The sequence below is a fragment of the Halomonas sp. SCS19 genome, assembly GCF_040147015.1.
In the GTDB taxonomy this organism is placed as follows: Bacteria; Pseudomonadota; Gammaproteobacteria; order Pseudomonadales; family Halomonadaceae; genus Halomonas; species Halomonas litopenaei.
The window spans coordinates 1-23,353 of sequence record NZ_JAMSHN010000003.1 but is presented as its reverse complement, the minus strand read 5'-3'; the positions used below and the strand labels follow the sequence as shown (position 1 = coordinate 23,353).

Genomic DNA, 23,353 nt, shown 5'->3' with positions numbered 1-23,353 from the left:
ACCCACCTGCCCGAGGGGCCCAGGAGGAGAGGCCGGCGAGGACGACGACAGGGACGAAGAGGCAGGCGGAGCCGTCGAAGGCGAACGATGACGAAAGGGCACGTGTCGGTGGACTCAAATGGTGGAGGGAAGGGCGGCGGTCTCATGCGGCGGTGATGCGGCAGACCTCGGCCAGACTGGTCACGCCTTCGAGCACCCGATCAAGGCCGCTGCGACGAAGGTTCGGATAGCCCTGGGCGCGGGCCAGGGCGTCGAAGTCATCGGCGCTGCCCCCTTCCAGAATCAGCCGGCGCATGCGTTGGTCCACCGGCACCACCTCAAATAGCCCGACCCGCCCCTTGTAGCCCTGGGTGCAGTGACGACAGCCCACGGCCTCGTACAGCTCGGCGCTGTCGGCCTCGGCATGGGTCAGGCCCCGTTGCACCAGCACCTCGGCAGGAAGGGTGACCGGGGACCGACACTGGCTGCACAGGCGCCTGGCCAGGCGTTGGGCAACGATCAAGCTGACCGCACTGGCGATATTGAAGGCTTCGATGCCCATGTTCGCCAGTCGCGACAGGGTATCGGCGGCGGAATTGGTGTGCAGCGTGGACAGCACAAGGTGGCCGGTCTGGGCGGCTTTGATCGCGATCTCGGCGGTTTCCCGGTCGCGCACCTCGCCAACCATCACCACGTCCGGGTCCTGGCGCAGAAAGGCACGCAGTGCATTGGCGAAGTCGAGGCCAATGCGTGGCGCCACATTGACCTGGTTGATCCCGGACAGCTTGATCTCCACCGGATCCTCGGCGGTGCAGATATTGCGCTCGACGGCGTTGAGCTGGTGGATGCCGGTGTACAGCGTCACCGTCTTGCCGCTGCCGGTGGGACCGGTGACCAGAATCATCCCCTGGGGACTTGCCAGGGCAGCCTCGAACAGCCGGCGCTGGTCCGGTGAAAAGCCGAGCTGCTCGATACCCAGGCGTGCCGACCTGGCGCCCAGCAGTCTTAGCACGAGCTTCTCGCCATAGACGGTTGGCAGCGAGTTGACCCGGAAGTCGATGTCCTCGCCATCGTCGAGCTGGACCTTAATGGTGCCATCCTGGGGCAGGCGGCGTTCCGAGATGTCCATTCGCGCCATCACCTTGAGGCGCGAGGCGATGCGTCCACGCAGATTAAGCGGCGGCTGGGCCACCTCGTGGAGCAGGCCATCGATGCGAAAGCGCACCCGAAAGGACTCCTCGAAGGGCTCGAAGTGGATGTCAGAGGCACGCTTTCTGACCGCATCACGCAGGATGGTATTGACGAACTTCACCACTGGGGCGTCATCGGCCTGGTCGTTCAGGCTGGAGCTCAGCCCGGAACCCAGCCCGGCATGCAGCTCCTCGTCTAGATCTGCATCCTGTTCAGTGTCGAAAGCCACGCCCTGGCCAGAAGCCAGATCCGACTGCCGTGACGGATGCATCTTTCCCGACCGCTCGTCGGCGCCCGCAGTGTTCACGCCTGTGGCACCAAGCGCGCCCAGGGCGGCCGAGATGGCGCCATCATCGGGGCGATCGGCCCCCAGGTAGGCGTCGAGCAGCATTCGGATCTGATCCAGTGGCGCCAGCGCCGGCTTCAAGCTCTTGCCGGTGACGAACTGCAGCTCACCCAGGCGAGCAAGAGTAGAAGGGTAGGGCACCGCCACGTGCAATTGATGATCATCGAGGCGAAGCGGCAGCACCGAATGCTCGCGCAACAGGGCTTCGGGGAAGTGAGAGAGCGCCGGCAGTTCGCTCGGCTCCAGCTCCTGTAGATCGACAAACGGAAGGTCGTATTCTTCTGCCGCTGCTCGGGTCGCTGGCCCTACGCTCACCAGTTCATGCTCCACCAGGTAGCGCAACAGCGTGCTGTGGCGGTCCTGAGCCTCCCGCTCGGCCCGCAGCGCTGCCGGGGGACTCAGTAACCCCTGTGACACCAGCCGTTGGGCCAATCCACTGTTTGGCCCCTGCGGCGAGTCGTTTCCGAACCCCTGGTCAAATGGCACAGCACCCTCCCTGGAAGTGGGCCCCACGATGGGCCCGTTCACTCCCGTCGGCGACATCCTGAATCTAGCCATCAGTCTACCCCGCGATAGAACGCCTAGAGGGGCCGCACAGGCGGTTTTGTTGTCCGAACCCGAATCGGCGTCAAGGTTTGGGCGTATAGCCCTCAGGGGCGCTCGCAGCCCCAAGTAAGATGCTCCGAACCCGGTAGGGCGGGGTTGCGGGGGTTGATGGCCTGGCTCAGCGCTATTTTCGCCAAGCCGCACCACCGGTCAGGAAGTGCACCACCGTGAAACGGCAAAAAAGCCAACAGGGAGCATCAGACATGGAAGACAGTAAAAGCAGCGCCAGTACCAGTACCAATATCAGTAATTCTGAGCAGAGCGGAACCGTGATACCGGCAGGGCAGGGCGGCTTTACCCTGATAGAGCTGTTGGTGGTGGTGGCCATCATCGGGCTGCTGTCAGCCATCGCCATACCGCAGTACACCAACTTTCAGAAGCGTGCCGCGGTAAATGCCTGCAAGGAAGAGCTGGCGGCGGCCAGGACGGCGTTGGCGGTTGATGGGACCTTTGATGAAGACTCGCCGGACATGGCCAATGCGTACGCGTGGTCTGCATGTCTGGATTCAAGTATTGCCTATACCGCTCCCACCACGACGGAAGAAGGTTCGCTCCTGGGCTGGCCATCCCCGAGCCAATTCGCGGTAGCGGAGAATGCCGCCACCCTCGTCCTGCCCAAGGTCATTGATATCGATAGTCCTTGAGATCGGGCGGGGAAGCTCCAATCGCGTGCTCCCAGGCGCCAGGAAGCGGGCGTCGGGGCTTGGCACCTGGATTCAGGCAACAAGGAGCAGGATCTATTGGAATATCCGTTCATTATCCACCACGGTGGCGCCGATGGCGTCACCGGGAGCTGCCACCGGCTACAGATTTCACCTGACCACGCCATCCTTGTCGATTGCGGGCTATTTCAGGGAGTGGACCTCAAGGGCCAGTCCAGCTTCGAGCGACACCAGATCGAATTTGCGGTCGACGACGTCATCGCCTTGGTGGTGACCCACGTTCATATCGACCATATCGGTCGCCTGCCCTACCTGATTGCAGCAGGGTTCAAGGGCCCCATCATCTGTACCCCGCCGAGTGCGCGGCTGCTGCCGCTGGTGATCGAGGATGCCCTCAAAATCGGCTTTACCCGTGACCGCAGGCTAATCGAGCGTTTTCTTGATACCGTTCAAATGCATCTTGATCCAAGTGCCTATGGCGCTTGGAAAAGCTTGCTGAACGATGAGCGTTACAAGGTCAAGGTGCGTCTACAGAACGCGGGGCATATACTCGGTTCAGCATACGTCGAAATTGATGTTGAGGACGAGCGCGCGAGTCTGGATAATCGCTACGTCTTCTCGGGGGACCTTGGGCCGCCCGACACTCCGCTGTTGCCGGATCCCACACCACTGGAGCGGGCAGACGTGCTGGTGCTCGAGAGCACCTACGGCGATAGAAGGCATGAAGGTCGCAGGACGCGGCGCGCACAGCTCAAGGAAATGATTTATCGTGCACAGCGCGAGGGCGGTAGCGTGGTCATTCCAGCCTTCAGCATCGGCCGCACCCAGGAACTGCTCTACGAAATAGAAACCCTCTTGCACGAGCGGAAGGAAGGAGAGAAAGGCGAACGCCCCCTGATCATCGTCGATTCACCGCTGGCTGCCCGCTTCACCGAAGTATACCGAGACCTAAAGCCCTGGTGGGACAGCGAAGCCAAGGCACGACTCGATGACGGCCGCCACCCCCTCAGCTTCGATGGCCTGGTCACCGTGGACAGCCACGACGACCACCTCGGCATGGTCGAACACCTCGCCACCACCAACACCTGGGCCATCGTCATCGCCGCCAGCGGCATGGTCACCGGGGGCAGGATAGTTAACTACCTCAAGCGACTGCTACCAGACCCCCGGCACACTGTTCTGTTTGTGGGGTACCAGGCAGAGGGCACGGCTGGAAGGCAGATTCAGCGGGCGAAACGGGGAGCCGAAGTCGTTGTCGACGGAGAGCGGATGGCGGTGAATGCCTACGTCAAGAGTATTTCGGGGTTTTCAGCGCACGCTGATCAGAAGAACTTGATCGAATTTGTTTCACAGCCTGGTCAGAAAGTCGATAACGTGCGACTAGTTCATGGAAGTTATAAAAGCCAGTGTATGGTGGCTGACGCTCTTAAAATACTCGTTGCGAATGTCGTTCTGACCAGTAAATTTTGGCTTTAGTACCTCTTGAGCGAAGCATTCTTAATGCAAGACGGGCGGCCTTAATGAGCAAGTGCAACACCTGATCGATCAGATACGCTATCGCTATGACTCATTTCTACCACCACCTTACTGCTGAAGAACGTGCCACCATCATGCTGATGCGTGAAGGTCACTCGATACGCTCCATCGCCAAGTACCTTGGGAGAGCTGCCAGCACGATTTCTCGGGAACTGGCTCGGCATGCGGCATCTTCTCATGCTGGCTATGACGCCAGTCTGGCGGGGTTCAGGGCCACGCTGACGCGACATCGAGCACGACGACAATAGAAGTTGCGCCTTGGTACGCCTCTCTTCGATCTGGTGACCTACCTGTTGCGCTAGTACTGGTCTCCTAGGCAAATAGCCATCACACTGAAGCGCATGTATCCAAATGACCCTACACGTCAGGTCTCTCACAAGGCCATCTACAATGCGCTCTATGTGATGCCCCAAGGCTCGCTGAAAAAAAAAGCTCATTGCTTGCCTTCGGCAGGGGAAGGGAAAGCGGCGTTCACGCAGTCGTGGCAAGGATCGTCGCCGCCAAATTCCTGACTTGGTCAGATTTTTATCTCCGGCTGCCTGAGATCGAAGATCGGCTGATGCCTGGTCATTGGGAAGGAGACCTCATCATGGGGGCAAGCAATGGTTCTGCCGTTGGCACGTTGGTCGAGCGTACGACACGCTTCGTCATCTCGGTGAAAATGGACGGTACGACCGCTACGGATGCGATGGTCGGCTGTAGTGAAAAATTGAACCGTGTTCCACGCTCACTGCGGCTGTCGATGATTTACGACCAAGGGAGCGAGATGGTCAAGCACGCCGAAATATCCCAACGTACCGGGACAGCCATCTACTTCGCCGATTCACACGGCACGTGGCAACGTGGCTCGAACGAGAATACCAATGTTCTGCTTCGACAGTATCTGCGCAAGGGAACGAACCTATCGACGTACACCCAGGAGGAGCTCGATGAAATCGCAGACTCACTCAATACTAGGCCTAGAGAGACGTTGAACGCCAAGACGCCTCTGGAGGTATACGCGGAGGTTCTCCAGAAGTCAGCGCCCGGATCTCTGACACTCCGATAGAGTTGCACTTGTAGTTTGAGACCGCCGTGATACCGCACACTCACAGTTTTTATTGAACAAAGCCGGAAAATCAATATGAAATTTCTAATTACCGGAGGTGCCGGGTTTATCGGGTCGGCAGTAGTCCGCCATCTAATAAAAAACACCAGTCATGAAGTCGTCAATATTGACAAGCTTACTTACGCTGGAAATTTGGAATCACTTGCTGAGATTGAAGACTATAATCGTTATTCCTTTGTAAGGGCTGATATATGCGACATGGATACCGTCTCAGAGGTTTTCGAAAGATACCGCCCAAATATTGTTATGCACCTTGCAGCTGAAAGTCATGTGGATCGGTCCATTGATGGTCCGGCTGATTTCATTAAAACCAATATCGTTGGCACGTATCAGTTACTCGAGGCAGCCCGCATATATTACAATAAATTGCAGAAAAATAATTTGAAAAAAAAAGATCGATTTCGCTTTCATCATGTTTCTACAGATGAAGTCTATGGAGACCTTGAAGGCCCCGAAGAGCTATTCACTGAAGCAACATCTTATACGCCAAGTTCGCCGTATTCGGCGAGTAAAGCTAGTTCTGATCATCTAGTTAGAGCGTGGCAGCGAACTTTCGGTTTGCCTACGCTTGTTACAAACTGTTCGAATAATTATGGTCCTTATCATTTTCCTGAAAAGCTTATTCCATTGACGATACTTAATGCTCTGGCAGGGAAAGCTCTACCTGTGTATGGGGATGGCAAACAGGTAAGAGACTGGCTCTTTGTTGAAGATCACGCAAGAGCATTGGTAGAGGTGGCGACTAAAGGAGCCATCGGCGAAACGTATAATATTGGTGGCCATAATGAGAAGAAGAATATTGAAGTGGTAAGGTCTATCTGTAATCTACTTGAAGAGTTGGCCCCCGAAAAACCAGGAGGCGTAAAGAAATATCAAGATCTTATATCCTATGTTGATGATCGCCCTGGTCATGATTTTCGCTACGCTATTGATGCTTCGAAAATTCAAAAAGAGCTGGGCTGGATCCCAAGAGAAACGTTTGATTCTGGCTTGCGAAAAACTGTCGAATGGTATCTTCACAATAGTAATTGGTGGAAAAGAGTCCGGGACGGTAGTTATCGGGGGGAGCGATTAGGCTTGATGTGAAGTCTGAGCTTTTTCAAACTGATTAAAAGATGGGAAACATAATATGGCGCGTAAAGGTATAGTGCTCGCAGGTGGCTCAGGAACTCGGCTTTACCCAATTACGATGGGAGTATCAAAGCAGTTGCTTCCAATATACGACAAGCCGATGATTTACTACCCGCTATCTGTGCTAATGCTTGCAGGCATACGTGAGATTTTAATAATAACTACTCCGGAGGATAGAGCTGGTTTCGAAAGACTATTAGGAGATGGGCGTCGCTTAGGTGTAAGGCTTAGCTATGCTGAACAGTCTTCCCCAGATGGATTAGCTCAAGCTTTTATCATTGGAGAGGATTTTATAGGGCAGGATAGTGTTTGTTTGGTTTTGGGTGATAATATTTTCTATGGACAAGGCTTTACTCCAAAACTACTACAGGCATCAGAGAAGGAATGCGGAGCAACCGTTTTTGGCTATCAAGTCAAGGATCCCGAACGCTTCGGTGTGGTGGAATTTGATGATCAATATCAAGCGATATCACTGGAAGAAAAGCCGAAGAATCCAAAATCAAATTTTGCAGTGACAGGTTTATATTTTTACGACAATGATGTTGTGGCTATAGCTAAATCAGTGAAACCATCAGAAAGAAATGAACTCGAAATCACATCAATTAACCAAGAGTATTTGTCACGAAAAATGCTGACTGTTGAAGTTCTTGGTCGTGGTTACGCATGGTTGGATACAGGTACACATGAAAGCCTTTTAGAAGCCGCTCATTTCGTTGAAACAATTGAAAAGCGACAAGGTTACAAAATAGCATGTTTAGAGGAAATCGCTTTTAATAAAAAGTGGTTAACTGCTGCGAAGTTGAATGAACTGGCTAGGCCTTTAAGTAAAAATAGCTATGGCCAGTATTTGCTGTCAATTGCTCGGGAGCATTCATGTCGTTAGTTAAATGGGTGAATTTTCCTGTTAAAGGAGATGAAAGAGGATCTCTGGTAGTATTGGAAGCGAGCAGATCCGTTCCTTTTCAGATAAAACGTGTTTACTATTTGTTTTCCACCAAAGAGGATGTTGCACGCGGCTTCCATGCTCACAAGGAGCTTTACCAGGTCGCTGTTTGTGTGGCTGGGAAGTGTCGGATGCTCTTAGATAACGGCTCAGAAAAACAGAGCGTTTGGCTTGATTCTCCACATAAAGGAATAATGCTAGAAAAGCTAGTTTGGCATGAGATGTATGATTTTAGTGAAGATTGTGTGCTAATGGTATTAGCTGATAGTTATTACGATGAGGAAGACTATATTCGTAACTATGATAGCTTTCTTCGGGTGGTGAAAAAAAATCATGATACATGAAAAAGCTGATATTTCCGATTGCGAAATTGGTGTTGGTACACGTATTTGGCAATATTCGGTGGTGATGAAAGGTGCGAAAATTGGACGAGATTGTAATGTTTGCGCACATACTCTGATCGAAGGTGATGTGGAAATTGGGGACCGAGTAACTATAAAGTCCGGGGTTTTTATTTGGGATGGTACTCGTGTTGAGTCAGATGTCTTTATTGGGCCAAATGTTACGTTTACCAATGATCCTTACCCTCGCTCGAAGCACTATCCGGGGAAGTTCTCAGGCATTACTTTGAAAAAGTGCTCTAGTATAGGAGCAAACGCGACGCTTCTGCCTGGAGTTGTAGTTGGTGAGAAAGCAATGATAGGAGCGGGTGCCGTGGTTACAAAGGATGTACCAGACCGTGCAGTAGTAGTTGGAAATCCTGCTAAGATAGTGAGGTTTCTTGAGAAATGATTCCCTTTCTTGATCTAAAAGCATGCAATCAGGCATACCGGGATGAGCTTATAGAGGCTGCCAGCAGGGTTATTGACTCTGGCTGGTATATTCAGGGACAGGAGGTTGGAAGTTTTGAAAAAGAATTTGCTGATTATTGTGGTGCACAATTTTGTGTTGGAGTAGGGAATGGCCTAGATGCCCTGACACTGACGCTTCGGGCATGGAAAGAACTAGGTAAGCTAAATGAAGGCGATGAGATAATTGTACCGGCGAATACTTATATTGCGAGTATTTTAGCGATCACAGAGAATCGACTGGTACCAGTCCTCGTCGATCCTGATGAATATAGTTTTAACCTATGTCCAAAAAGAGTAAAAAAAGCTATCACCAGCCGGACTCGTGCTATTCTACCTGTGCATTTATACGGTAGATTGGCGGATATGCCTGCTATAATGGATATCGCTGGTCAATATGACTTGTTGGTGCTAGAGGATTCTGCCCAAGCTCATGGCGCCAGTAAAAATGGGAAAAGGGCGGGGAGTTGGGGGCACGCTAGTGGCTTTAGTTTTTATCCGGGGAAAAATTTAGGCGCACTTGGTGATGCTGGAGCTGTTACGACTGACGATGAAGAGCTTGCTACTGTTATTCGTGCGTTAGGGAATTATGGTAGCTTAAAAAAATACGAAAATACTTATCAAGGAGTCAATAGCCGCCTCGATGAAATCCAAGCAGCGATGCTTAGAGTTAAGCTCAGATATTTGGAAATTGATAGCAATAAAAGGAAAAGCTTAGCTCTGCAATACGAATCTGGGTTAGACAGTGATATTGTATCTAAGCCTGAGTTTGTAGGAAAGTCGATTGAAGAGCTTGAATCCCACGTATTTCATTTATACGTTGTCCGTACCAAAAATCGAGATTCCTTGCAGAGATATTTGCTTGAAAAAGGAGTAGGAACAATTGTTCATTATCCGGTCCCGCCTCATCAGCAAATAGCTTATCAATCATTCAAGAGCTGTAACTTTCCAGTTACTGAAAATATTCACAACGAGGTCCTCAGCTTGCCTATTAGCCCATCGTTATCTAGCAAAGAAATTGAATCCGTTATCGAAGCAGTTAATAGTTTTCAATGAACTTTTTCAGAACGTCACTACTCAGTTTCGTCGCTACTGTTATAAAGATGCTCGCGATGCTTGCTGTGAACAAGGCAGTGTCGGTAGCCATTGGTCCATCGGGCGTAGCAATAATTGGTCAGTTTCAGAATGTAATACAGATATCAATGACAGTAGCTCAAGGCGGAGTGAATACTGGAGTAACGAAGTATATTGCCGAATATAACAAAAGTGATTCCGATATACGCTTCTTCATCTGTGCTGCGTTTTATATTTCCCTTTTCTGTACAATGCTTGTATCCCTTGCCTTGATATTTTTTTCAGGCTATATTTCAGAGTATATTCTTAATGACGATACTTTTTCTTATGTTTTTGTTTTATTTGGAGGGACAATTTTTTTATATGTAGGTAATCAGCTTTTTTTGTCAATTTATAATGGTTTGAAGGAAATAAACAGTTTTGTATTTATAAATATAGTGCAGAGTGTTTTTAGTTTGTTTTATACAACTACTTTGGTTTTTTTATATGGGGTTGACGGAGCGCTAATTTCTCTTGTTACAAATCAGTCAATAGTCTTCTTGATCGCTTTGTATCATTCTAGAAATCATGGTTTTTTAAGGTTGTCTGCGTTAAGTAACGGTGTTCGTTTCGTTGACTTTAAGCGTCTCCTGAAATATTCAGTGATGACTATAACTACAGCTATAGTTGTTCCTGTCTCGCATATATTTGTTAGGAATCATATTGCTGCGGTGGTGGGGAATGATGAAGCAGGTTATTGGCAAGCAATTTGGTATATTTCCATGATGTATCTGATGGTTGTTACTACTACTCTTAGTATTTATTATTTGCCAAGGCTATCTGAATTAGTAGAGAAAAAAGACGTTCGAAAAGAGCTGTTTTTAGGTTACAAGGTTCTGATTCCGATAGTTTCTTTTGGGGCTTTAGCAATTTACATGATGAGAGATTTTATAATTTTATTACTTTTTAGTGATCAGTTTCTACCTATGCGGACTTTGTTTGCATGGCAATTGATGGGAGATGTTGTAAAAATAGCTGGTTGGCTACTAGCTTATATAATGCTGGCAAAGGCGATGATGAAGCTATTTGTTGTGACTGAGGTATTGTTTTCTGTTCTCTTTGTGATTCTATCTTATACATTTTTGGATATTTATGGCTTGGTGGGTGTTACTTACGCTTTCTTTACTAATTACTTAATTTATTTTTTTGTAATGCTTGCATGTATGAGAAGAGAGCTTTCTTAAATATAACTTTTTCATCTTTTTTGATCCTGGCTCATTTTTGGTGGCTTTGATGTTAAGTCGACTAAAAGAAGCTATCCTTTGATAGGTGCCCGTGGACTTCTTCGCCAGTTTACCCAGGAGCACTGCCGTGGACATCAAGCTTAATAAGCAAGCGAAAACAACCCCAAAGATCCGAGCAGAGATTCAAGCGGCTCCTGCTCACATCACCGGCACGGTAATGGCGGAGCGCTTTGGTGTCAGCGACATGACGATACGGCGGTGGCGACACCGTGATGATGGCTATGATCGCCCCAACATGAAGTGACCCCCTCCATAGCTGCAAAGGGTATAGTGCAGGCATCAGGAGGACAGGATTAGCGACGAAAACCCCATCAAGCGATGGACTGCGAAGCGCAAGGCCGCCGTGGTCATGGACATGACCACAGCGGCTGAGGTGGCTCGCCAATACGATCTTACCGTCTCCGAGATCGATGGCTGGATCGATGAGGCTCAGCGAAGCATGGAAAACGGGTTCAGGGCTCGCCCGAAAGACGTTCGCGAGCAGTACTAATCCGAGCTGCGGGAGACCAAAGAGGCGCTGGGCGAGGCCCATCTGCAGATTTACGCACTAAAAAAGTTTCGCCGCCTGCTCGACGAGGACGAGAACTCGCAAGGTCGCTGCAGGCGGAAATGGCCCAGCAGGGCCACGTGGTTTCGCTCGTCAAACTCTGTCAGTGGCTGGGGCTTCCCCGGCGGACGCTGTATTACCGTCCCAGGCCGCGGCAGCGCACGATCAATACTGAGCTGACCACCAGAGTGAAACTGACCCTGGAACAATTCCCCACCTACGGCTATCGCCGACTGGCGTGCGTCCTGGGGGAGAACCGCAAGCCGATCCAGCGCATCCTGTAACTCAAAGGCTGGCAGGTACGCAAACGGCCTCAGGGCTTTCGTCCTCGTGCCAGGAGCCTGCCATCCGTCGCCTCGAGACCTGATGAATGGTGGGCGACCGATCTCACCCATATGGTGCGGAAAGGATCGACGAGCCAGCCTGGCAGTGATCATCGACTGCTGCACGCGAGAGATTCTCGGCTGGCGATTATCCGACAATGGCAGCAGCAAGACCGCAGAAGCCGCGCTGGAGGAAGCGCTGATCTATCGGCTCGCGCGTTCAGCAGCCATTGGCCCTTCGCTCTGATAATGGGCTTGTGTTCAGCAGCCGTCACTACACGGGGACGGTAAAGGCCTACGGCCTGACGCAACAGTTCACGACGCCATATACACCGGAACAGAATGGGCTCGTGGAGCGTTTCTTTCGGTCCTTGAAGGAGTAGTGCATCTGGCTCCATCGCTTTGAATCGTTGGGCCAGGCCAGGGCTGTCATCAATCGCTGGATTAGGTACTACAACGAGGAGCGGCCACATCAGTCTTTGAGCTATGTGGCACCCCGAGCACACCCGGCGTTAGTCGCCGAGGGTGTGCAGAAACCAGGGGGTCACTTCATGCTCCGCGAGGTCAGAAAGAGCCATCGCCGGAAGCGCGATAGCTACGGCAGCCGCTGCATGGCCGGAGAGCTTCAACGCCGCGGCGACGAGGTCGGCCGTTACCAGGCCTGTAGCTTGATGCGGGTACCCGGTGTAGAGGCTAAGCAGCGGCGCCGCTGGTTTCATACAACCGACAGTGAGCATAGCCTGCTGGTGGCGCGCAATCTGCTGAACCGCAAGTTCTCGGTGGCGACATCGAACCAGGCCCGGGTGGCCGATATCACGGCGATCTGGGCGCTTGAGGGCTTGGCTCTATCTAGCAGCGGTGCTCGACCTCCACGGCCGGCAGCTGGTGGGCTGGGCGATGGCGGATTACATGCGCACACAGTTGGTACTGGACTCCCTGGAGATGGCCGTGGGACGCCGGTAGCCCGAGAAAGGACTGATACATCAGAGCGACCGCGGTAGTCAGTACGCGTCACATGACTACCGATCCGCGCTGGATCGTCGCGGGTTCTAGGCCTCGATGAGCCGCAAGGGTAACGGCTAGGATAATGCTGTCATGGGGGGCATCTTCGGTTCACTGAAAAGCGAATGGCTGGCTGGTCAGCGATACTGGAGCCGACAGGCCGCTCGCAGGGACGTGATCGAATACATTGAGATGTAGTACAACTGCTGCCGGCTCCACTCAACCCTAGGTTTTGTCTGAAAAGTCTGCACGCAAACAACGGTCTATGCAGGCCAGGCATACCATCGCCTTGAAACTTCTGGCGAGCTTGTCATAGCGCGTGCAGACACGGCGTAGTTCTTTGATCCAGCCGATGCAGCGCTCGATGACGTTCCTTTCCCGGTAGCGCGGCTTGTCAAATCCCCTGGACGCCCCCGGCAGTGGCTTTCGGTGCATCTTGCGTCTGGCAATGATCGGCTTCATCCGGTGGCGGTCGCAGTACCGGCGGAGGGAATCACTGTCGTAGCCTTTGTCCGCCACGATGTATCGGCAACGTTTACGTGGTCGTCCCTCTCGCCCAGGCAAATGTACGTGCTCCATGGTCGGGCCAAAGTGGCGGGTATCCGAATCCTGCCCCGGCGACACGGTGAACGTTAGTGGCCAGCCATGCCGATCGCAAAGCATGTGGATCTTGGTGGTCAGGCCGCCTCGGCTGCGCCCCAGCGCAAGGTCTATGGGTTCTTTCGATCCCCCTTTTTGCCGCCCCCAGAGGCGGCGCGGGTGGCGCGAATCGACGTCGAGTCGATCATCCAAGTGTCCAGATCCATCAGGCCATCTTCTCGCAAGCAGAGCTGGAGCCGCGCCAGGATGGTCTCGAAGGTGCCGTCATCGCGCCACTGACGAAAGCGGTCATAGACGGTCTTCCATGGGCCGTAGCGCTCTGTCAGATCGCGCCATTTGGCGCCTGAGCACAGGATCCAGAAGATCCCGTTCAGCACTTGGTGGTCATCTCGGCGAGGGCGGCCCATTGGTTGGCAGGGCGAGACGATGTCCTTAATCATCTCCCAGCTTTGAGCGGAGAGCTCGTAGCGTCCTGCCATGCGGTCACCTATGCAGTTGCGGCATCGGCCACATTAGCAAATCCGACTTTTCGGACAAAACCTAGGCTACCAGACGCCGAGGGAGATTGAATTGGCAGCTGAGGTTTTAAAATGTGTCCGCTCTGACCTGACCAGAACATTTTTCCATCGGATTGTTGAAAAGGCCCCGTTCAAGATCCAGAAGTGCTCACTGACAATGAAAAGAGCTTTACGGATCGTTTCAACTCTGGTGGTGAGCGAAAGCCCACTGGCCAGCATCCGTTGGATCAGGCATGCGCAAAGCACCGAGTGGAGCATCGTCTGATTCTAGCAGGCCTTCCTCAAACGAACTGAATGGTGGAACGCTTCGATGGCCGAATCAGTGATGTATTGGCGACGCGTCGCTATGTCTCTGGCGAAGACCTGGTACAAACGCTGAAGCGCTCCAGTTGGCTGTACAATCACCACATCCCACAAAAGGTGTTGAAGCACCAGGCCTCCATAGCTACGATGAAAGATCGGCAGAGGAGGCGTCCAGAGATATTCACCAAGCACGTAATCAATCATCCGAGACTCAACAAGTAAAAAAGACTCAGCTAGCAAGTATTTTAAACGACTACATAGATATTATTTTTGTCTAAAGTGTGTTTACTGAATTTTACATTTTTCTGGTGGTGAAATGATATTGTTGATTGGTGAATTCTCATCTGTTCATTATGAACTGAAACGGGGGATGTATGAGTTGGGTATTGACAGTCTAACTGTCTCCGACGGTGATTCATATAAGAGAATTGATGCGGACATCATTGTTGAGAAATCTTGTAATAGCAGATATGCTTTTGTTCTGCATTGGCTAGGGTTGTCAGGAATTTCTAAATTTATATCAGTTAAAAAGAAATTAAAGCGGTATGGGAGATTTGAGGTAGTACAGATAATAAATCCAGTTGCAATAGAGGCGCTAGGAGCGATTGGAAATATTTTACTAATAAGATATCTAAAAAAGAATAGTGAAATTATTTCGCTTTGCGCCTTAGGGGATGATTTTTATTGGGTAAGGGCATGTGTTTTTAAAAAATATAAGTACTCTCCCCTGGACCGATGGCTAAAATCTCCAGTAAAGTTATTTAGAAAGTATCAGTATTCGCTTAGATATATTTTTAGCCCGCTGTACGTTTTTCTTAACTTCTATGCTGTTCGTTCCGCAGCCTATATTGTTCCAGGATTAGAAGACTACAAGATTGCTTATGGGAATCATCCAAAATTATGTAATGTTATACCTCTTCCTATAGGAAAAGATAAATTTAAGGCGCCAAGAAAAACTCATTACCCGGTAAGAATATTTCATGGTTGGCAGCCCGGGAAAGATATTCGAAAAGGAAATGATATATTGGATAGTGCTGCGAAGGAATGTGTTGATATATTAGGAGAAGATAAGGTAAGATATGAAGTGGTCAGTGGTGTGGCATATTCGGAATATGTTAAAAAATACGGTGATAGTGATCTTTTTCTCGATCAAATATATAGCTATGATAGAGGTGTAAACGGGGCTCTCGGAATGGCTGCTGGGAAAGTTGTTTTCTCAGGTTTTGAGTATGATAGATGCCCAGATAATATGGTTATTGGAGTGAATGCCACCGCAGATAAAAGTTTAATGGTAGAAAAGATGTGTGAATTGGTTAATGATATCGATGAAGTTGACAAAATAAAGAGTGCCGCATACGAGTATGCAAGTGTTCACCATTCGTCAGAGACTGTTGCGCGAAAATACCTAGAGCTCTGGGGTATAGGATAAACGCTATTTCCATACATACCTAGTAGCAGAGTTACGATGACTACTGTTATACGGTAGGAGGGTGGAAAGGTGGCGTACCCTGTTGATTGATCTCGCCAGATCACTATCAACAATGAGTGGAGACACCATGATCAATTTTACCTTCCAGGCTTTTTCACGAGCAGAACCCTAAGTCACCGACACGCTGTACGAGCTGCTGCGCCAAGATGCCTGTGACCTGTTCGCCAAGGCCGTCGAGGATGAGTTAGCCTCCATCCCGTCGCAGTATGCTGATCAGCGGCTCGACGATGGCCACTAGGCCGTGGTCCGCAATGAAGTGACCCCCTCCATAGCTGCACAGGGTATAGTGCAGCCATCAGGAGGACAGCATGAGCGACGAAAACCCCATCAAGCGATGGACCGCGAAGCGCAAGGCCGCCGTGGTCATGGACATCTTCAAGGGCAAGACCACGGCTGGTCTTTCCCACCAACAGTGGACACCCCGTTAAGGCAGTACACTGAACGAGGTGATCCCATGGCAAGGCAAGCAATGTCGATGAAGAAGACTCGCACCCGTTACTCCGAGGTCTACAAGGACGAGGCCTTGGCACTCGCTGACCGTGTTGGTGCCAGTGCCGCCGCCCGCGAGCTGGGTCTTCAACCCAGCCAGCTCTACCAATGGCGAGCCAAGGCTCAGCAGCAGCAGAGTGCCTCGGCTCGCGAGCAGGCCTTGGCGGAAGAGAACGCGAGGCTCAAGCGTCAGCTGGCTGAGAAGTCGGAAGAGCTTGAAATCGCAAAAAAAGCCGCCTTGCGCTCAACCGGTCAATGCAACGGTGGTGGATAAGACTTCGGCAGGTGTCTTGTAGCCCAGCGTTTTCCTGGGGCGCTCGTTAAGCCGCATGGCCACCTGATCAAGGTCTTGCTGGGTGAACGTGGATAGATCCGTCCCCTTTGGGTAGTACTGTCTTAGCAGGCGGTTGGTATTCTCGTTGGTTCCCCGCTGCCATGGGCTCTGAGGGTCGCAGAAGTAGACTTGAATATCGGTCGCAACCGTGAAGTCCTTATGTGCCGCCAGCTCTGTGCCCCGATCCCATGTCAGAGATCCTCTCAGACCAGCCGGCAGCCGCTGGGCCTCTCTTATCAAGCCAGCGATCACACTGGTCGTATCCTTGCCATCCACCTGAACTAGCATGGTGAAGCGAGAGTGACGCTCGACCAACGTAGCAATGTGGGAATTTCTGGCACCGGTGATCAAATCTCCTTCCCAGTGCCCCGGAATCGCCCGGTCCTCCGCCTCTGGAGGACGTTCTCGGATGGACACCGCATCCCTGATCTGTCCGCGCGGCTGACTCGTAGCAAGCTTGGAGCGGCGCATCATGCGCTTATAACGCAGATGCTGCATCAGTTCCTTCTTCAGTACACCGCGCGCTTGGATGTAAAGGCTGCGGTAAATCGTCTCATGTGACACCTGCATGCGCCGGTCTCTCGGGAAACGGAGTTTCAGCCAGCCCGAGATCTGCTCAGGAGACCACTGTAGTGCAAGCTTTTCCGCGACGAGCTGCCGCAGTTCGGGGACAGTTGCCAGATGGCACACCTTAGGGCGTTTGGCATGCTCCCATGCAGCCTCATCAGCAGTACTGGCCCGATACCGGTCGCGTCCTCCATGGCGAGCGACTTCCCGGCTCACCGTGGAAACAGAGCGCCCCAGTTGCTGGGCGATTCGCCTAAAGGACTGACCAGTGGCAATACCACGGGAGATCGTCTCCCGCTCAGCCAGGGCCAAGTGCCGACTGGATCGTGAACGAGGGTGCGGTGCAATACCACCGCTGGTGGACAGAACACGATGTACCGACCCTGGATGCTGACAAAGTAGCCGACTGACCTCACTTAACGATTGACCTGCTTGCCACTGCTCCCAGAGCAACTGCTTCTGGTTTGCGGAGAGTCCTCCTGGCCGTCCTCGTCTTGCCATATCGTTCCCTGTAGGGTGGCTGTGTTGCGATGACCAGTTGAGCGTACCGCGGTGTACTTCGCGAAAAGCCTGAAGTGAAGTACGCCTTCATCGAGTAGCATCGTCAGGCCTTCAGCATTCAACGGATGTGTGCGTTTCTCGGTGTCGCCCGCAGCGGCTACTACGCCTGGCGACTGCGGGGAGGTGTACCGTCTCCTCGCCGCCGCCGGCAAGCGCTCACCGATCAGCGCGTGGCTCAGGCCTTCGAGCAGGGCAAGGGGCGCTCAGGCGCCCCCAGGCTGACCCATGACCTGAACGATGCTGGCGTAGCCATCTGCCTCAATACCGTGGCTGCCAGCCTCCGTCGGCAAAACTTGCGGGCGAAAGCCGCGCGTAAGTTCAAGGCCACGACGAACTCACGGCATGGCCTGCCCGTCGCACCGAATCTGCTGGAGCAGGACTTCAGTGCTACGGCGCCGAACCAGAAATGGGTCGGCGACATCACTTACCTGGCGACTGGTGAGGGCTGGCTCTACCTGGCGGTACTGATTGACCTGTATTCACGCAAGGTGATCGGCTGGGCGATGAGCGAGCGCATGACCGCTGACCTGGTCGGCGACGCGCTTCAGATGGCGCTGTGGAGCCGCAAGATGCCCAAGGGCGTCATCGTGCATAGCGACCGTGGTAGCCAGTATTGTTCGTCCCTGTACCAGTCGGTGCTGACCCGGCACGACCTCCGGTGCAGCATGAGTGCCAAGGGCAACTGTTACGACAATGCCTGCGCCGAGAGCTTCTTTCACAGTCTCAAGGTCGAGGCCATTCACGGCGAGCGACTCACGACCCGAGAAACCATGCGACGGCAGGTGTTCGAGTACATTGAGTTGGACTACAACCGGCAACGCCGGCACAGCGCGATCGGGATGATCAGCCCAGAGGCCTTCGAGGCTCGAATGATCGCTTAGACCGGTGTCCACCAGTGCTGGGTAAGATCAGTTCGCCTGAGGACCAACTACAGCCGAATTGGCCGCTCCCGCGCGACAACCCTGGCGATGGTCTTCAAGCTACTCCAGCGTGCCCAAAAGCGACGGCGGCGTATCAAGCACTCCCAGAAGTTGGAGCTAGTCGACAACAATGTCGAGATTCGGAATGGAGAGCAGGTAACCGATCAGTCAGACAAAAATGTCGCCTGACCGTCATCGACCAAATTTGACGATAACTACGGGCCGCCGCGGTTGCATTCCAACGCATGGTCTACGGGTACGGCGGTCTCAATGACCATGCGCAGCATGTGCCCATCAGATATAGTGTTGCTCTCGGTTATTGAGACCACCGTGAGTTGGTGACGCGCTTACAAATTTTCCGGCACTGCAGGCTCACTCAGTGAACAGATGAATGAGCCGGGTGAATTCAACGCAATCATTCGATGTTTGATGACAGATTGGTGATTGGATAGCGGTGACGCGTCAAGCAATAGAATGTAAGGCCGCATTATAATGCATTCAATAAAGAGTGACTTTAGGTTTGTAATGATTATATGAATATCGACAAAAAAACTATTGTTTTATACTTTTTTATTCCCGTGTATTCCTTTTTTTCACTAAAAGTCGCGTATTCGTCAGTTTTTATTGGTGACACTGAAGTGTACAAAGCTTTCTTCGATAATATTAGCTTTAAAAGCTTGTCAGACTACGGATTAGAAATTGTTGTACCTGTCATAATGTATTTTTTCCGTAGTATGGATTTTAGTTTTTCCTTTTTTTTATTGTCTACATTGCTATATTGGGTTGTGATTCTATTTTTTGTTAAAAAATTCTTCAATATTTATTGTTACTTTCTTTTATCTGTTTTCTTGTGCTCACCAATTTTTATGGAAAACGTGGTATATTTAATTAGGCAATATTATTCATTTTTATTTCTTTTAGCAGTCTTTATTTTGCCTAAATATTTTGTACTAAGGTCTGTTCTTATTGTTTTTTCTGTTTTAGCGCATGTTACTTCAGTATTATATTTACCATTCCTATCTAAAGCAGTGTTACGATTTGTGCTAAAGACAAGATTTCAGGTTGTTATTTTTTTTGTTATAATAATTGTGTTTTTTTGTAATATAGATATCGTTCGCTTGATAATAGAAATTTCTAGTTATATTGTGGATGTTGCTAATATCGACACATTGAAAGCAAAAATGAGTTTTTACCATAGTGAAGAGTATCTAACTGTTGGTAAAGTTAGTACAGTAATGTTGTCACTTGTTTTTATAAATTTTATGCTTTCTTTTTTCTTGCTTGAATTTCAACCGTCTAGAGTCATTTTTCTTGTCTTTATTCAATCCTCAATTGTTATAAGCCTCTCGGAAAATATTGTACTGGCTAACAGGTTGGGGTTCTTAGGGTATTACTTTTCCATACCAGCTTTTTTGTTTCTTTTATCGAAAACAAGGACATTATCAAATGCAACCTTTAGTAAGAGTGGTGTCATTATCGTCAGAAAAAGAAAGAAGAGCTACGATTAAAAGGCAGTTAAATGAGAAGGGGTTTGAGTTCAGTTTTTTTGATGCTGTTGATTTGAGAAGATCCACAGAAGAAAGTGTTCGCACATTTTTTAGAAAAGACGAAATCTCGACATTGACTCGAGAAATGACAAGGGGAGAAGTTGGTTGTGCGCTAAGCCACATGAAGTTGTATCTGGAAATATCTAATTGTAATTCTCCTGTTGCTTTGGTTTTAGAGGACGATGCAGATATTTCAAGGGTTAATAAAGAAAACCTTTCATACATTACAAGTATGATTGAAAACGATCAGGCTGATATTGTTATCTTAGGCTACTCAAAGCTCTCTATTAAGGATGAACCATTTTTTTATCAGTGTGAGCCAATTAGAATAGTAAATTCTTATTTGTCTTACACGATCGGTAAACCTTGGGCGAACTGGACATGTGGTACAGTCGGATATTTAATTTCACGGAAAGCGGCTTGTCGAATTGTGTCTGATTTTAAAAGTGCTGATAGCGCTTTACAAGTATCCTCTGTGGCTGATGATTGGTCTTTTTTCGAAAAGAAGTATGGCCTTAACATTTTTCACGTGAGGCCGTTGCAGGTTTTTGAGGATTTCAATGGTTTTGATAGTTCAATAGAGCCAGACCGGCGTGAAGTATCTGGTTCGAGAATAAGGTACTTGAATTTTCTAAGATTGTTGAGAGGCCAGTTTAGAAGAGTGGCATGGTGGATAGGTTTTAGATGAAAAAAATTCTATATGTGGTTACTTGTTTAGGGATGGGGGGGGCCGAACGACAAGTTGTCGATTTGGCGGATTGTTTCTCGAAAAAGGGAAATGAGGTAAAGATCGCTTACTTGATTGAGCCAAGCCTTGTTGTTCCCAGTTCAGAAAATATAGAGATTGTTTTGCTCTGTCGTTCAAGATCAATGTTTGGCTTAGTTAGGGGCTTGTTTTCTTTCATTGCATTAGTTAGGCGGTTTCGACCTGATGTTGTACATAGTCATATGTACCATGCCAATATATTTGTTAGAGTTTCTAGATTTTTTATACACTTCCCTAAGTTAATTTGCACCGCTCATAGTAACAACGAAGGTGGTGTGGGAAGAATGCTGATATATCGCGCGACTGATTTTTTGGGCGACGTTTTTTCAAATGTTAGCAATATAGCTGTTGAGAGCTTTGAGAGAAAGAAAGCTGCACCTAAAAAAAGTATGATAACTGTCTATAATGGCATTGACACCGAGAGATTTAAATTTAATCCCTTGGCTAGAGAGAAAGTTAGGTCCTGCTTAGGGTTGAATAATAAAAAAGTATTTATAGCTGTAGGAAGGCTTAGTGTAGAGAAGGATTATCCGAATCTAATATTATCCTTTAAGTGTCTAACAGAAAAGTTTCCAGATGCGCGGTTGGTCATCGTCGGTACGGGAGTGGAAGAAAATAACATTCGTAACCTAATTCGTATTGAAAGTCTTGAAAATAGAGTGCAAATGCTGGGGTTGAGGAAAGATATTAGTGAATTGCTGTCGGCAGCAGATATCTTTGTATTGTCATCCTCGTTTGAAGGTTTCGGGTTGGTAGTAGCGGAAGCGATGGCAACGAATTGTTATGTCGTTGCAACTGACTGTGGTGGTGTAAAGGAAATTGTCGGAAATCATGGTGTATTGGTGAAGCCAGGAAGTGTAGATGAGATGTCAAGTGCTTTGATAATGGCGTACAACAAAGATTGGGAAAGAATAGAGAATGATCAGTGCCGCGATAGAATTAGACGAAAGTTTAGTTTAAATTCTGTGGTTGAGCAATGGGATGAAATATATGCCAAGTCATACTAGATAGTCTGAAGTCTCTTCTAAAAGCTGCACAGACTGTAGCGCAGTGATCTTGTCCTGTTTTTTGACACCCCGTTAAGGAGCTACTTTGTACGAGGTAACTCATGACAAAGCCAGCACTACCCATCAAGAAACAACGTGTCCGCTACACCGACTCCTACCGTGTGAAAGCTCTGAAGCTCTATTGCTCGCTGAACTGGCGCGGGTTGCCACTGCCGCTTAGGTTCTAGCTCCAGCCGAGTCAGCTCTATCAATGGCGTGCTAAAGCGCCAGCAGCGGAAAAGTGTGATGCAGAAACCTGAGAGTCATTGCAACACAATTAAGCAGTGCCCAAATTTTTTGGCACGATCAGAAAGGTAAGAATCCTGAAACGAGGCATAGATTGAAGATAGCACTAGTTTCTCAGAATGTTAGCCCAGGGCTCCTGATTTTTAGAAAATCCTTGATCGAGAAGATTCGCAATGGAGGAGACGAAGTTTATTGTTTCGCCGCTGACTATACCGACAGGACAAAACGAGAGATTAGAGCCCTGGGCGGAATTCCTATTGATTATAAAATAAGTAGGGGAGGAGTTAATCCAATAAAAGATTTTATGGTTATTATAAGTTTATCACGACTTTTTAAAAGTCTATCATTGGATGTAGTCATAGGGTTTTTTGTCAAACCATCTATGTATTCGTCTTTAGCAGGAGCGATTGCCAAAACACCTCGGCGACTGGCAATGCTTGAGGGTCTTGGCTATATACATACGCCTGTAAACGGCAAGTTTAGTGTGAGAAAGAATTTACTTCGAGTTCTGCATGGTGTAATGTGTACGTTTTTCTATTATTTTTCGGATAAAATTATTTTTCTTAACCGGGATGATCCGGTGGACTTGTCTCGTTTTAGTATTATAAATAAAGATAAAATAGAGATACTTGGTCCTATAGGTGTAAAAGTTGGAAGTTATAAGCGCTCGGAATTGGATTTGGCAAAGCCGTTGAGATTTGTTTTTGTGGCAAGGCTTTTGTTAGAAAAAGGTATTTACGAATTTTTGTCAGCTGCTAAAAAGATAAAGAAGGAATATCCCGAAGTAGAGTTTGTTGTGTTAGGAGAGGTGGATAAAGAGAATCCTTCGTCTTTATCTAGAGATGAATTGTCAGACGCCATTGATAGCGGTATCGTAATTCATCCAGGTTACGTAGACGATGTTGAACGCTGGCTTGCTTCTTCTCACGTTTTTGTTCTTCCTTCGTACCGAGAGGGCTTTCCTAGGTCAACGCAGGAAGCAATGGCGACTGGGCTGCCTGTAATTACCACAAATGTTCCTGGGTGTCGTGAAACTGTAGAGGATGGGGTGAATGGTTTTATTGTTGCTCCTTTTGATGCAGATGCTTTGGCCGAGAAGTTTTTGTTCTATATAGAGAACCCAAAATCACTGAAAGATATGGGTGAGGAAAGTTATAGAATTGCTAGGAGAGATTTCAATGTTGATGACGTGGACGAGCGATTAAAGGATCTGATAAAAAATTGTTAGTGTCTCTTAATTCGTATTCGCTAATGTTAAATGTATAAGAGATCGGCATGAAGATTGGTCATATCAGGGAGCAAGTGCAACACCTGTTCGCCAAGGCCGTCGAGGATGAGTTAGCCTCCATCCCGTTGCAGTATGCTGATCAGCGGCTCGACAATGGCCA

The 23,353-nt window shown here is 49.5% G+C and carries 19 protein-coding genes and 8 pseudogenes; 24 read left to right on the top strand and 3 right to left on the bottom strand.

What is annotated here, in order from left to right:
* Positions 1 to 142 precede the first annotated feature (142 nt).
* Positions 143 to 1,948, bottom strand: a complete 1,806-nt coding sequence (gene pilB, locus NFH97_RS20985) for a type IV-A pilus assembly ATPase PilB (protein ID WP_349625565.1) — start codon at positions 1,946 to 1,948, stop codon at positions 143 to 145.
* Between the two features lie 377 nt (positions 1,949 to 2,325).
* Here pilB and NFH97_RS20980 point away from each other — a divergent pair, with 377 nt between their 5' ends.
* The 15 genes and pseudogenes from NFH97_RS20980 to NFH97_RS20920 all read left to right on the top strand — a co-directional run.
* Positions 2,326 to 2,766 carry a pilin gene (locus tag NFH97_RS20980; protein ID WP_349625564.1) on the top strand — a complete coding sequence of 147 codons (441 nt, stop codon included), beginning with the start codon at positions 2,326 to 2,328 and terminating at the stop codon, positions 2,764 to 2,766.
* A gap of 96 nt (positions 2,767 to 2,862) precedes the next feature.
* The gene (locus NFH97_RS20975; protein WP_349625563.1) at positions 2,863 to 4,260 is read left to right on the top strand and encodes an MBL fold metallo-hydrolase; all 1,398 of its coding nucleotides are present in this window, start codon (positions 2,863 to 2,865) and stop codon (positions 4,258 to 4,260) included.
* A gap of 86 nt (positions 4,261 to 4,346) precedes the next feature.
* A pseudogene (locus NFH97_RS20970) lies at positions 4,347 to 5,368 on the top strand (IS30 family transposase).
* Positions 5,369 to 5,443: 75 nt separating this feature from the next.
* On the top strand, positions 5,444 to 6,514 hold the full coding sequence (gene rfbB / locus NFH97_RS20965; RefSeq protein ID WP_349625562.1) for a dTDP-glucose 4,6-dehydratase: 1,071 nt from the start codon (positions 5,444 to 5,446) through the stop codon (positions 6,512 to 6,514).
* A 43-nt stretch (positions 6,515 to 6,557) separates the two neighbouring features.
* On the top strand, positions 6,558 to 7,442 hold the full coding sequence (gene rfbA / locus NFH97_RS20960) for a glucose-1-phosphate thymidylyltransferase RfbA (protein WP_349625561.1): 885 nt from the start codon (positions 6,558 to 6,560) through the stop codon (positions 7,440 to 7,442).
* Positions 7,433 to 7,846 carry a sugar 3,4-ketoisomerase gene (locus tag NFH97_RS20955; protein WP_349625560.1) on the top strand — a complete coding sequence of 138 codons (414 nt, stop codon included), beginning with the start codon at positions 7,433 to 7,435 and terminating at the stop codon, positions 7,844 to 7,846. The genes rfbA and NFH97_RS20955 overlap by 10 nt, the downstream gene beginning before the upstream one ends.
* Positions 7,836 to 8,294: an acyltransferase gene (locus NFH97_RS20950; protein ID WP_349625559.1), complete on the top strand. Its 459-nt coding sequence runs from the start codon at positions 7,836 to 7,838 to the stop codon at positions 8,292 to 8,294. The genes NFH97_RS20955 and NFH97_RS20950 overlap by 11 nt, the downstream gene beginning before the upstream one ends.
* Entirely contained in the window at positions 8,291 to 9,406 is a 1,116-nt protein-coding gene (locus NFH97_RS20945) for a DegT/DnrJ/EryC1/StrS family aminotransferase (protein ID WP_349625558.1), read from the top strand. Before NFH97_RS20950 ends, NFH97_RS20945 begins: the two co-directional genes overlap by 4 nt.
* On the top strand, positions 9,403 to 10,647 hold the full coding sequence (locus tag NFH97_RS20940) for an O-antigen translocase (RefSeq protein ID WP_349625557.1): 1,245 nt from the start codon (positions 9,403 to 9,405) through the stop codon (positions 10,645 to 10,647). The genes NFH97_RS20945 and NFH97_RS20940 overlap by 4 nt, the downstream gene beginning before the upstream one ends.
* A gap of 127 nt (positions 10,648 to 10,774) precedes the next feature.
* Positions 10,775 to 10,948, top strand: a pseudogene (locus NFH97_RS20935) (helix-turn-helix domain-containing protein); the annotation flags it as partial.
* A gap of 51 nt (positions 10,949 to 10,999) precedes the next feature.
* Positions 11,000 to 11,197: a DUF1153 domain-containing protein gene (locus tag NFH97_RS21275; protein ID WP_502878722.1), complete on the top strand. Its 198-nt coding sequence runs from the start codon at positions 11,000 to 11,002 to the stop codon at positions 11,195 to 11,197.
* A gap of 119 nt (positions 11,198 to 11,316) precedes the next feature.
* Entirely contained in the window at positions 11,317 to 11,538 is a 222-nt protein-coding gene (locus NFH97_RS20930) for a hypothetical protein (RefSeq protein ID WP_349625556.1), read from the top strand.
* 145 nt (positions 11,539 to 11,683) lie between these two features.
* Entirely contained in the window at positions 11,684 to 11,824 is a 141-nt protein-coding gene (locus tag NFH97_RS20925) for a hypothetical protein (RefSeq protein ID WP_349625555.1), read from the top strand.
* A gap of 10 nt (positions 11,825 to 11,834) precedes the next feature.
* Positions 11,835 to 12,062 (top strand): annotated as a pseudogene (locus tag NFH97_RS21270) (integrase core domain-containing protein); the annotation flags it as partial.
* Positions 12,063 to 12,134: 72 nt separating this feature from the next.
* A pseudogene (locus NFH97_RS20920) lies at positions 12,135 to 12,774 on the top strand (IS3 family transposase); the annotation flags it as partial.
* A 30-nt stretch (positions 12,775 to 12,804) separates the two neighbouring features.
* On the opposite strand, the gene NFH97_RS20915 reads toward NFH97_RS20920, so the two are convergent.
* A protein-coding gene (locus NFH97_RS20915; protein WP_349625554.1) for an IS5 family transposase occupies positions 12,805 to 13,658 on the bottom strand; the annotation gives its coding sequence in 2 pieces (ribosomal slippage) (positions 12,805 to 13,316 and positions 13,316 to 13,658; 855 coding nt in all).
* A gap of 154 nt (positions 13,659 to 13,812) precedes the next feature.
* Between NFH97_RS20915 and NFH97_RS20910 the strand changes: the two are divergent.
* The 3 genes and pseudogenes from NFH97_RS20910 to NFH97_RS20900 all read left to right on the top strand — a co-directional run.
* Positions 13,813 to 14,222, top strand: a pseudogene (locus NFH97_RS20910) (IS481 family transposase); the annotation flags it as partial.
* 94 nt (positions 14,223 to 14,316) lie between these two features.
* Positions 14,317 to 15,429, top strand: a complete 1,113-nt coding sequence (locus NFH97_RS20905) for a glycosyltransferase (protein ID WP_349625553.1) — start codon at positions 14,317 to 14,319, stop codon at positions 15,427 to 15,429.
* Positions 15,430 to 15,943: 514 nt separating this feature from the next.
* Positions 15,944 to 16,210: pseudogene (locus tag NFH97_RS20900) on the top strand (transposase); the annotation flags it as partial.
* Between the two features lie 12 nt (positions 16,211 to 16,222).
* Here the strand turns inward: NFH97_RS20900 and NFH97_RS20895 are convergent.
* Positions 16,223 to 17,380 carry an IS30 family transposase gene (locus tag NFH97_RS20895; protein ID WP_349625552.1) on the bottom strand — a complete coding sequence of 386 codons (1,158 nt, stop codon included), beginning with the start codon at positions 17,378 to 17,380 and terminating at the stop codon, positions 16,223 to 16,225.
* Positions 17,381 to 17,427: 47 nt separating this feature from the next.
* Here NFH97_RS20895 and NFH97_RS20890 point away from each other — a divergent pair.
* From NFH97_RS20890 to NFH97_RS20870, 6 genes and pseudogenes are all read left to right on the top strand, one after another.
* A pseudogene (locus tag NFH97_RS20890) lies at positions 17,428 to 18,321 on the top strand (IS3 family transposase); the annotation flags it as partial.
* Between the two features lie 27 nt (positions 18,322 to 18,348).
* A pseudogene (locus NFH97_RS20885) lies at positions 18,349 to 18,549 on the top strand (IS256 family transposase); the annotation flags it as partial.
* A gap of 344 nt (positions 18,550 to 18,893) precedes the next feature.
* Positions 18,894 to 19,868, top strand: coding sequence for an EpsG family protein (locus NFH97_RS21265; RefSeq protein WP_502878721.1), 975 nt, complete (start codon positions 18,894 to 18,896; stop codon positions 19,866 to 19,868).
* Positions 19,807 to 20,595: a glycosyltransferase family 25 protein gene (locus tag NFH97_RS20880; protein WP_349625551.1), complete on the top strand. Its 789-nt coding sequence runs from the start codon at positions 19,807 to 19,809 to the stop codon at positions 20,593 to 20,595. Before NFH97_RS21265 ends, NFH97_RS20880 begins: the two co-directional genes overlap by 62 nt.
* Positions 20,592 to 21,680 carry a glycosyltransferase gene (locus NFH97_RS20875; protein ID WP_349625550.1) on the top strand — a complete coding sequence of 363 codons (1,089 nt, stop codon included), beginning with the start codon at positions 20,592 to 20,594 and terminating at the stop codon, positions 21,678 to 21,680. Before NFH97_RS20880 ends, NFH97_RS20875 begins: the two co-directional genes overlap by 4 nt.
* Positions 21,681 to 22,119: 439 nt before the next feature.
* Entirely contained in the window at positions 22,120 to 23,193 is a 1,074-nt protein-coding gene (locus NFH97_RS20870; RefSeq protein ID WP_502878720.1) for a glycosyltransferase family 4 protein, read from the top strand.
* The last annotated feature ends 160 nt before the right edge of the window (positions 23,194 to 23,353 follow it).

Bases quoted from the DNA above. Each gene is read 5' to 3' on its own strand.
- NFH97_RS20980 (WP_349625564.1), top strand. From the start codon at position 2,326: ATGGAAGACAGTAAAAGCAGCGCCAGTACCAGTACCAATATCAGTAAT.
- NFH97_RS20955 (WP_349625560.1), top strand. From the start codon at position 7,433: ATGTCGTTAGTTAAATGGGTGAATTTTCCTGTTAAAGGAGATGAAAGA.
- NFH97_RS20905 (WP_349625553.1), top strand. From the start codon at position 14,317: ATGATATTGTTGATTGGTGAATTCTCATCTGTTCATTATGAACTGAAA.
- rfbA (WP_349625561.1), top strand. From the start codon at position 6,558: ATGGCGCGTAAAGGTATAGTGCTCGCAGGTGGCTCAGGAACTCGGCTT.
- NFH97_RS20950 (WP_349625559.1), top strand. From the start codon at position 7,836: ATGATACATGAAAAAGCTGATATTTCCGATTGCGAAATTGGTGTTGGT.
- NFH97_RS20875 (WP_349625550.1), top strand. From the start codon at position 20,592: ATGAAAAAAATTCTATATGTGGTTACTTGTTTAGGGATGGGGGGGGCC.
- rfbB (WP_349625562.1), top strand. From the start codon at position 5,444: ATGAAATTTCTAATTACCGGAGGTGCCGGGTTTATCGGGTCGGCAGTA.
- NFH97_RS20895 (WP_349625552.1), bottom strand. From the start codon at position 17,380: ATGGCAAGACGAGGACGGCCAGGAGGACTCTCCGCAAACCAGAAGCAG.
- NFH97_RS20930 (WP_349625556.1), top strand. From the start codon at position 11,317: ATGGCCCAGCAGGGCCACGTGGTTTCGCTCGTCAAACTCTGTCAGTGG.
- NFH97_RS20940 (WP_349625557.1), top strand. From the start codon at position 9,403: ATGAACTTTTTCAGAACGTCACTACTCAGTTTCGTCGCTACTGTTATA.
- NFH97_RS20880 (WP_349625551.1), top strand. From the start codon at position 19,807: ATGCAACCTTTAGTAAGAGTGGTGTCATTATCGTCAGAAAAAGAAAGA.
- NFH97_RS20945 (WP_349625558.1), top strand. From the start codon at position 8,291: ATGATTCCCTTTCTTGATCTAAAAGCATGCAATCAGGCATACCGGGAT.
- NFH97_RS21265 (WP_502878721.1), top strand. From the start codon at position 18,894: ATGAATATCGACAAAAAAACTATTGTTTTATACTTTTTTATTCCCGTG.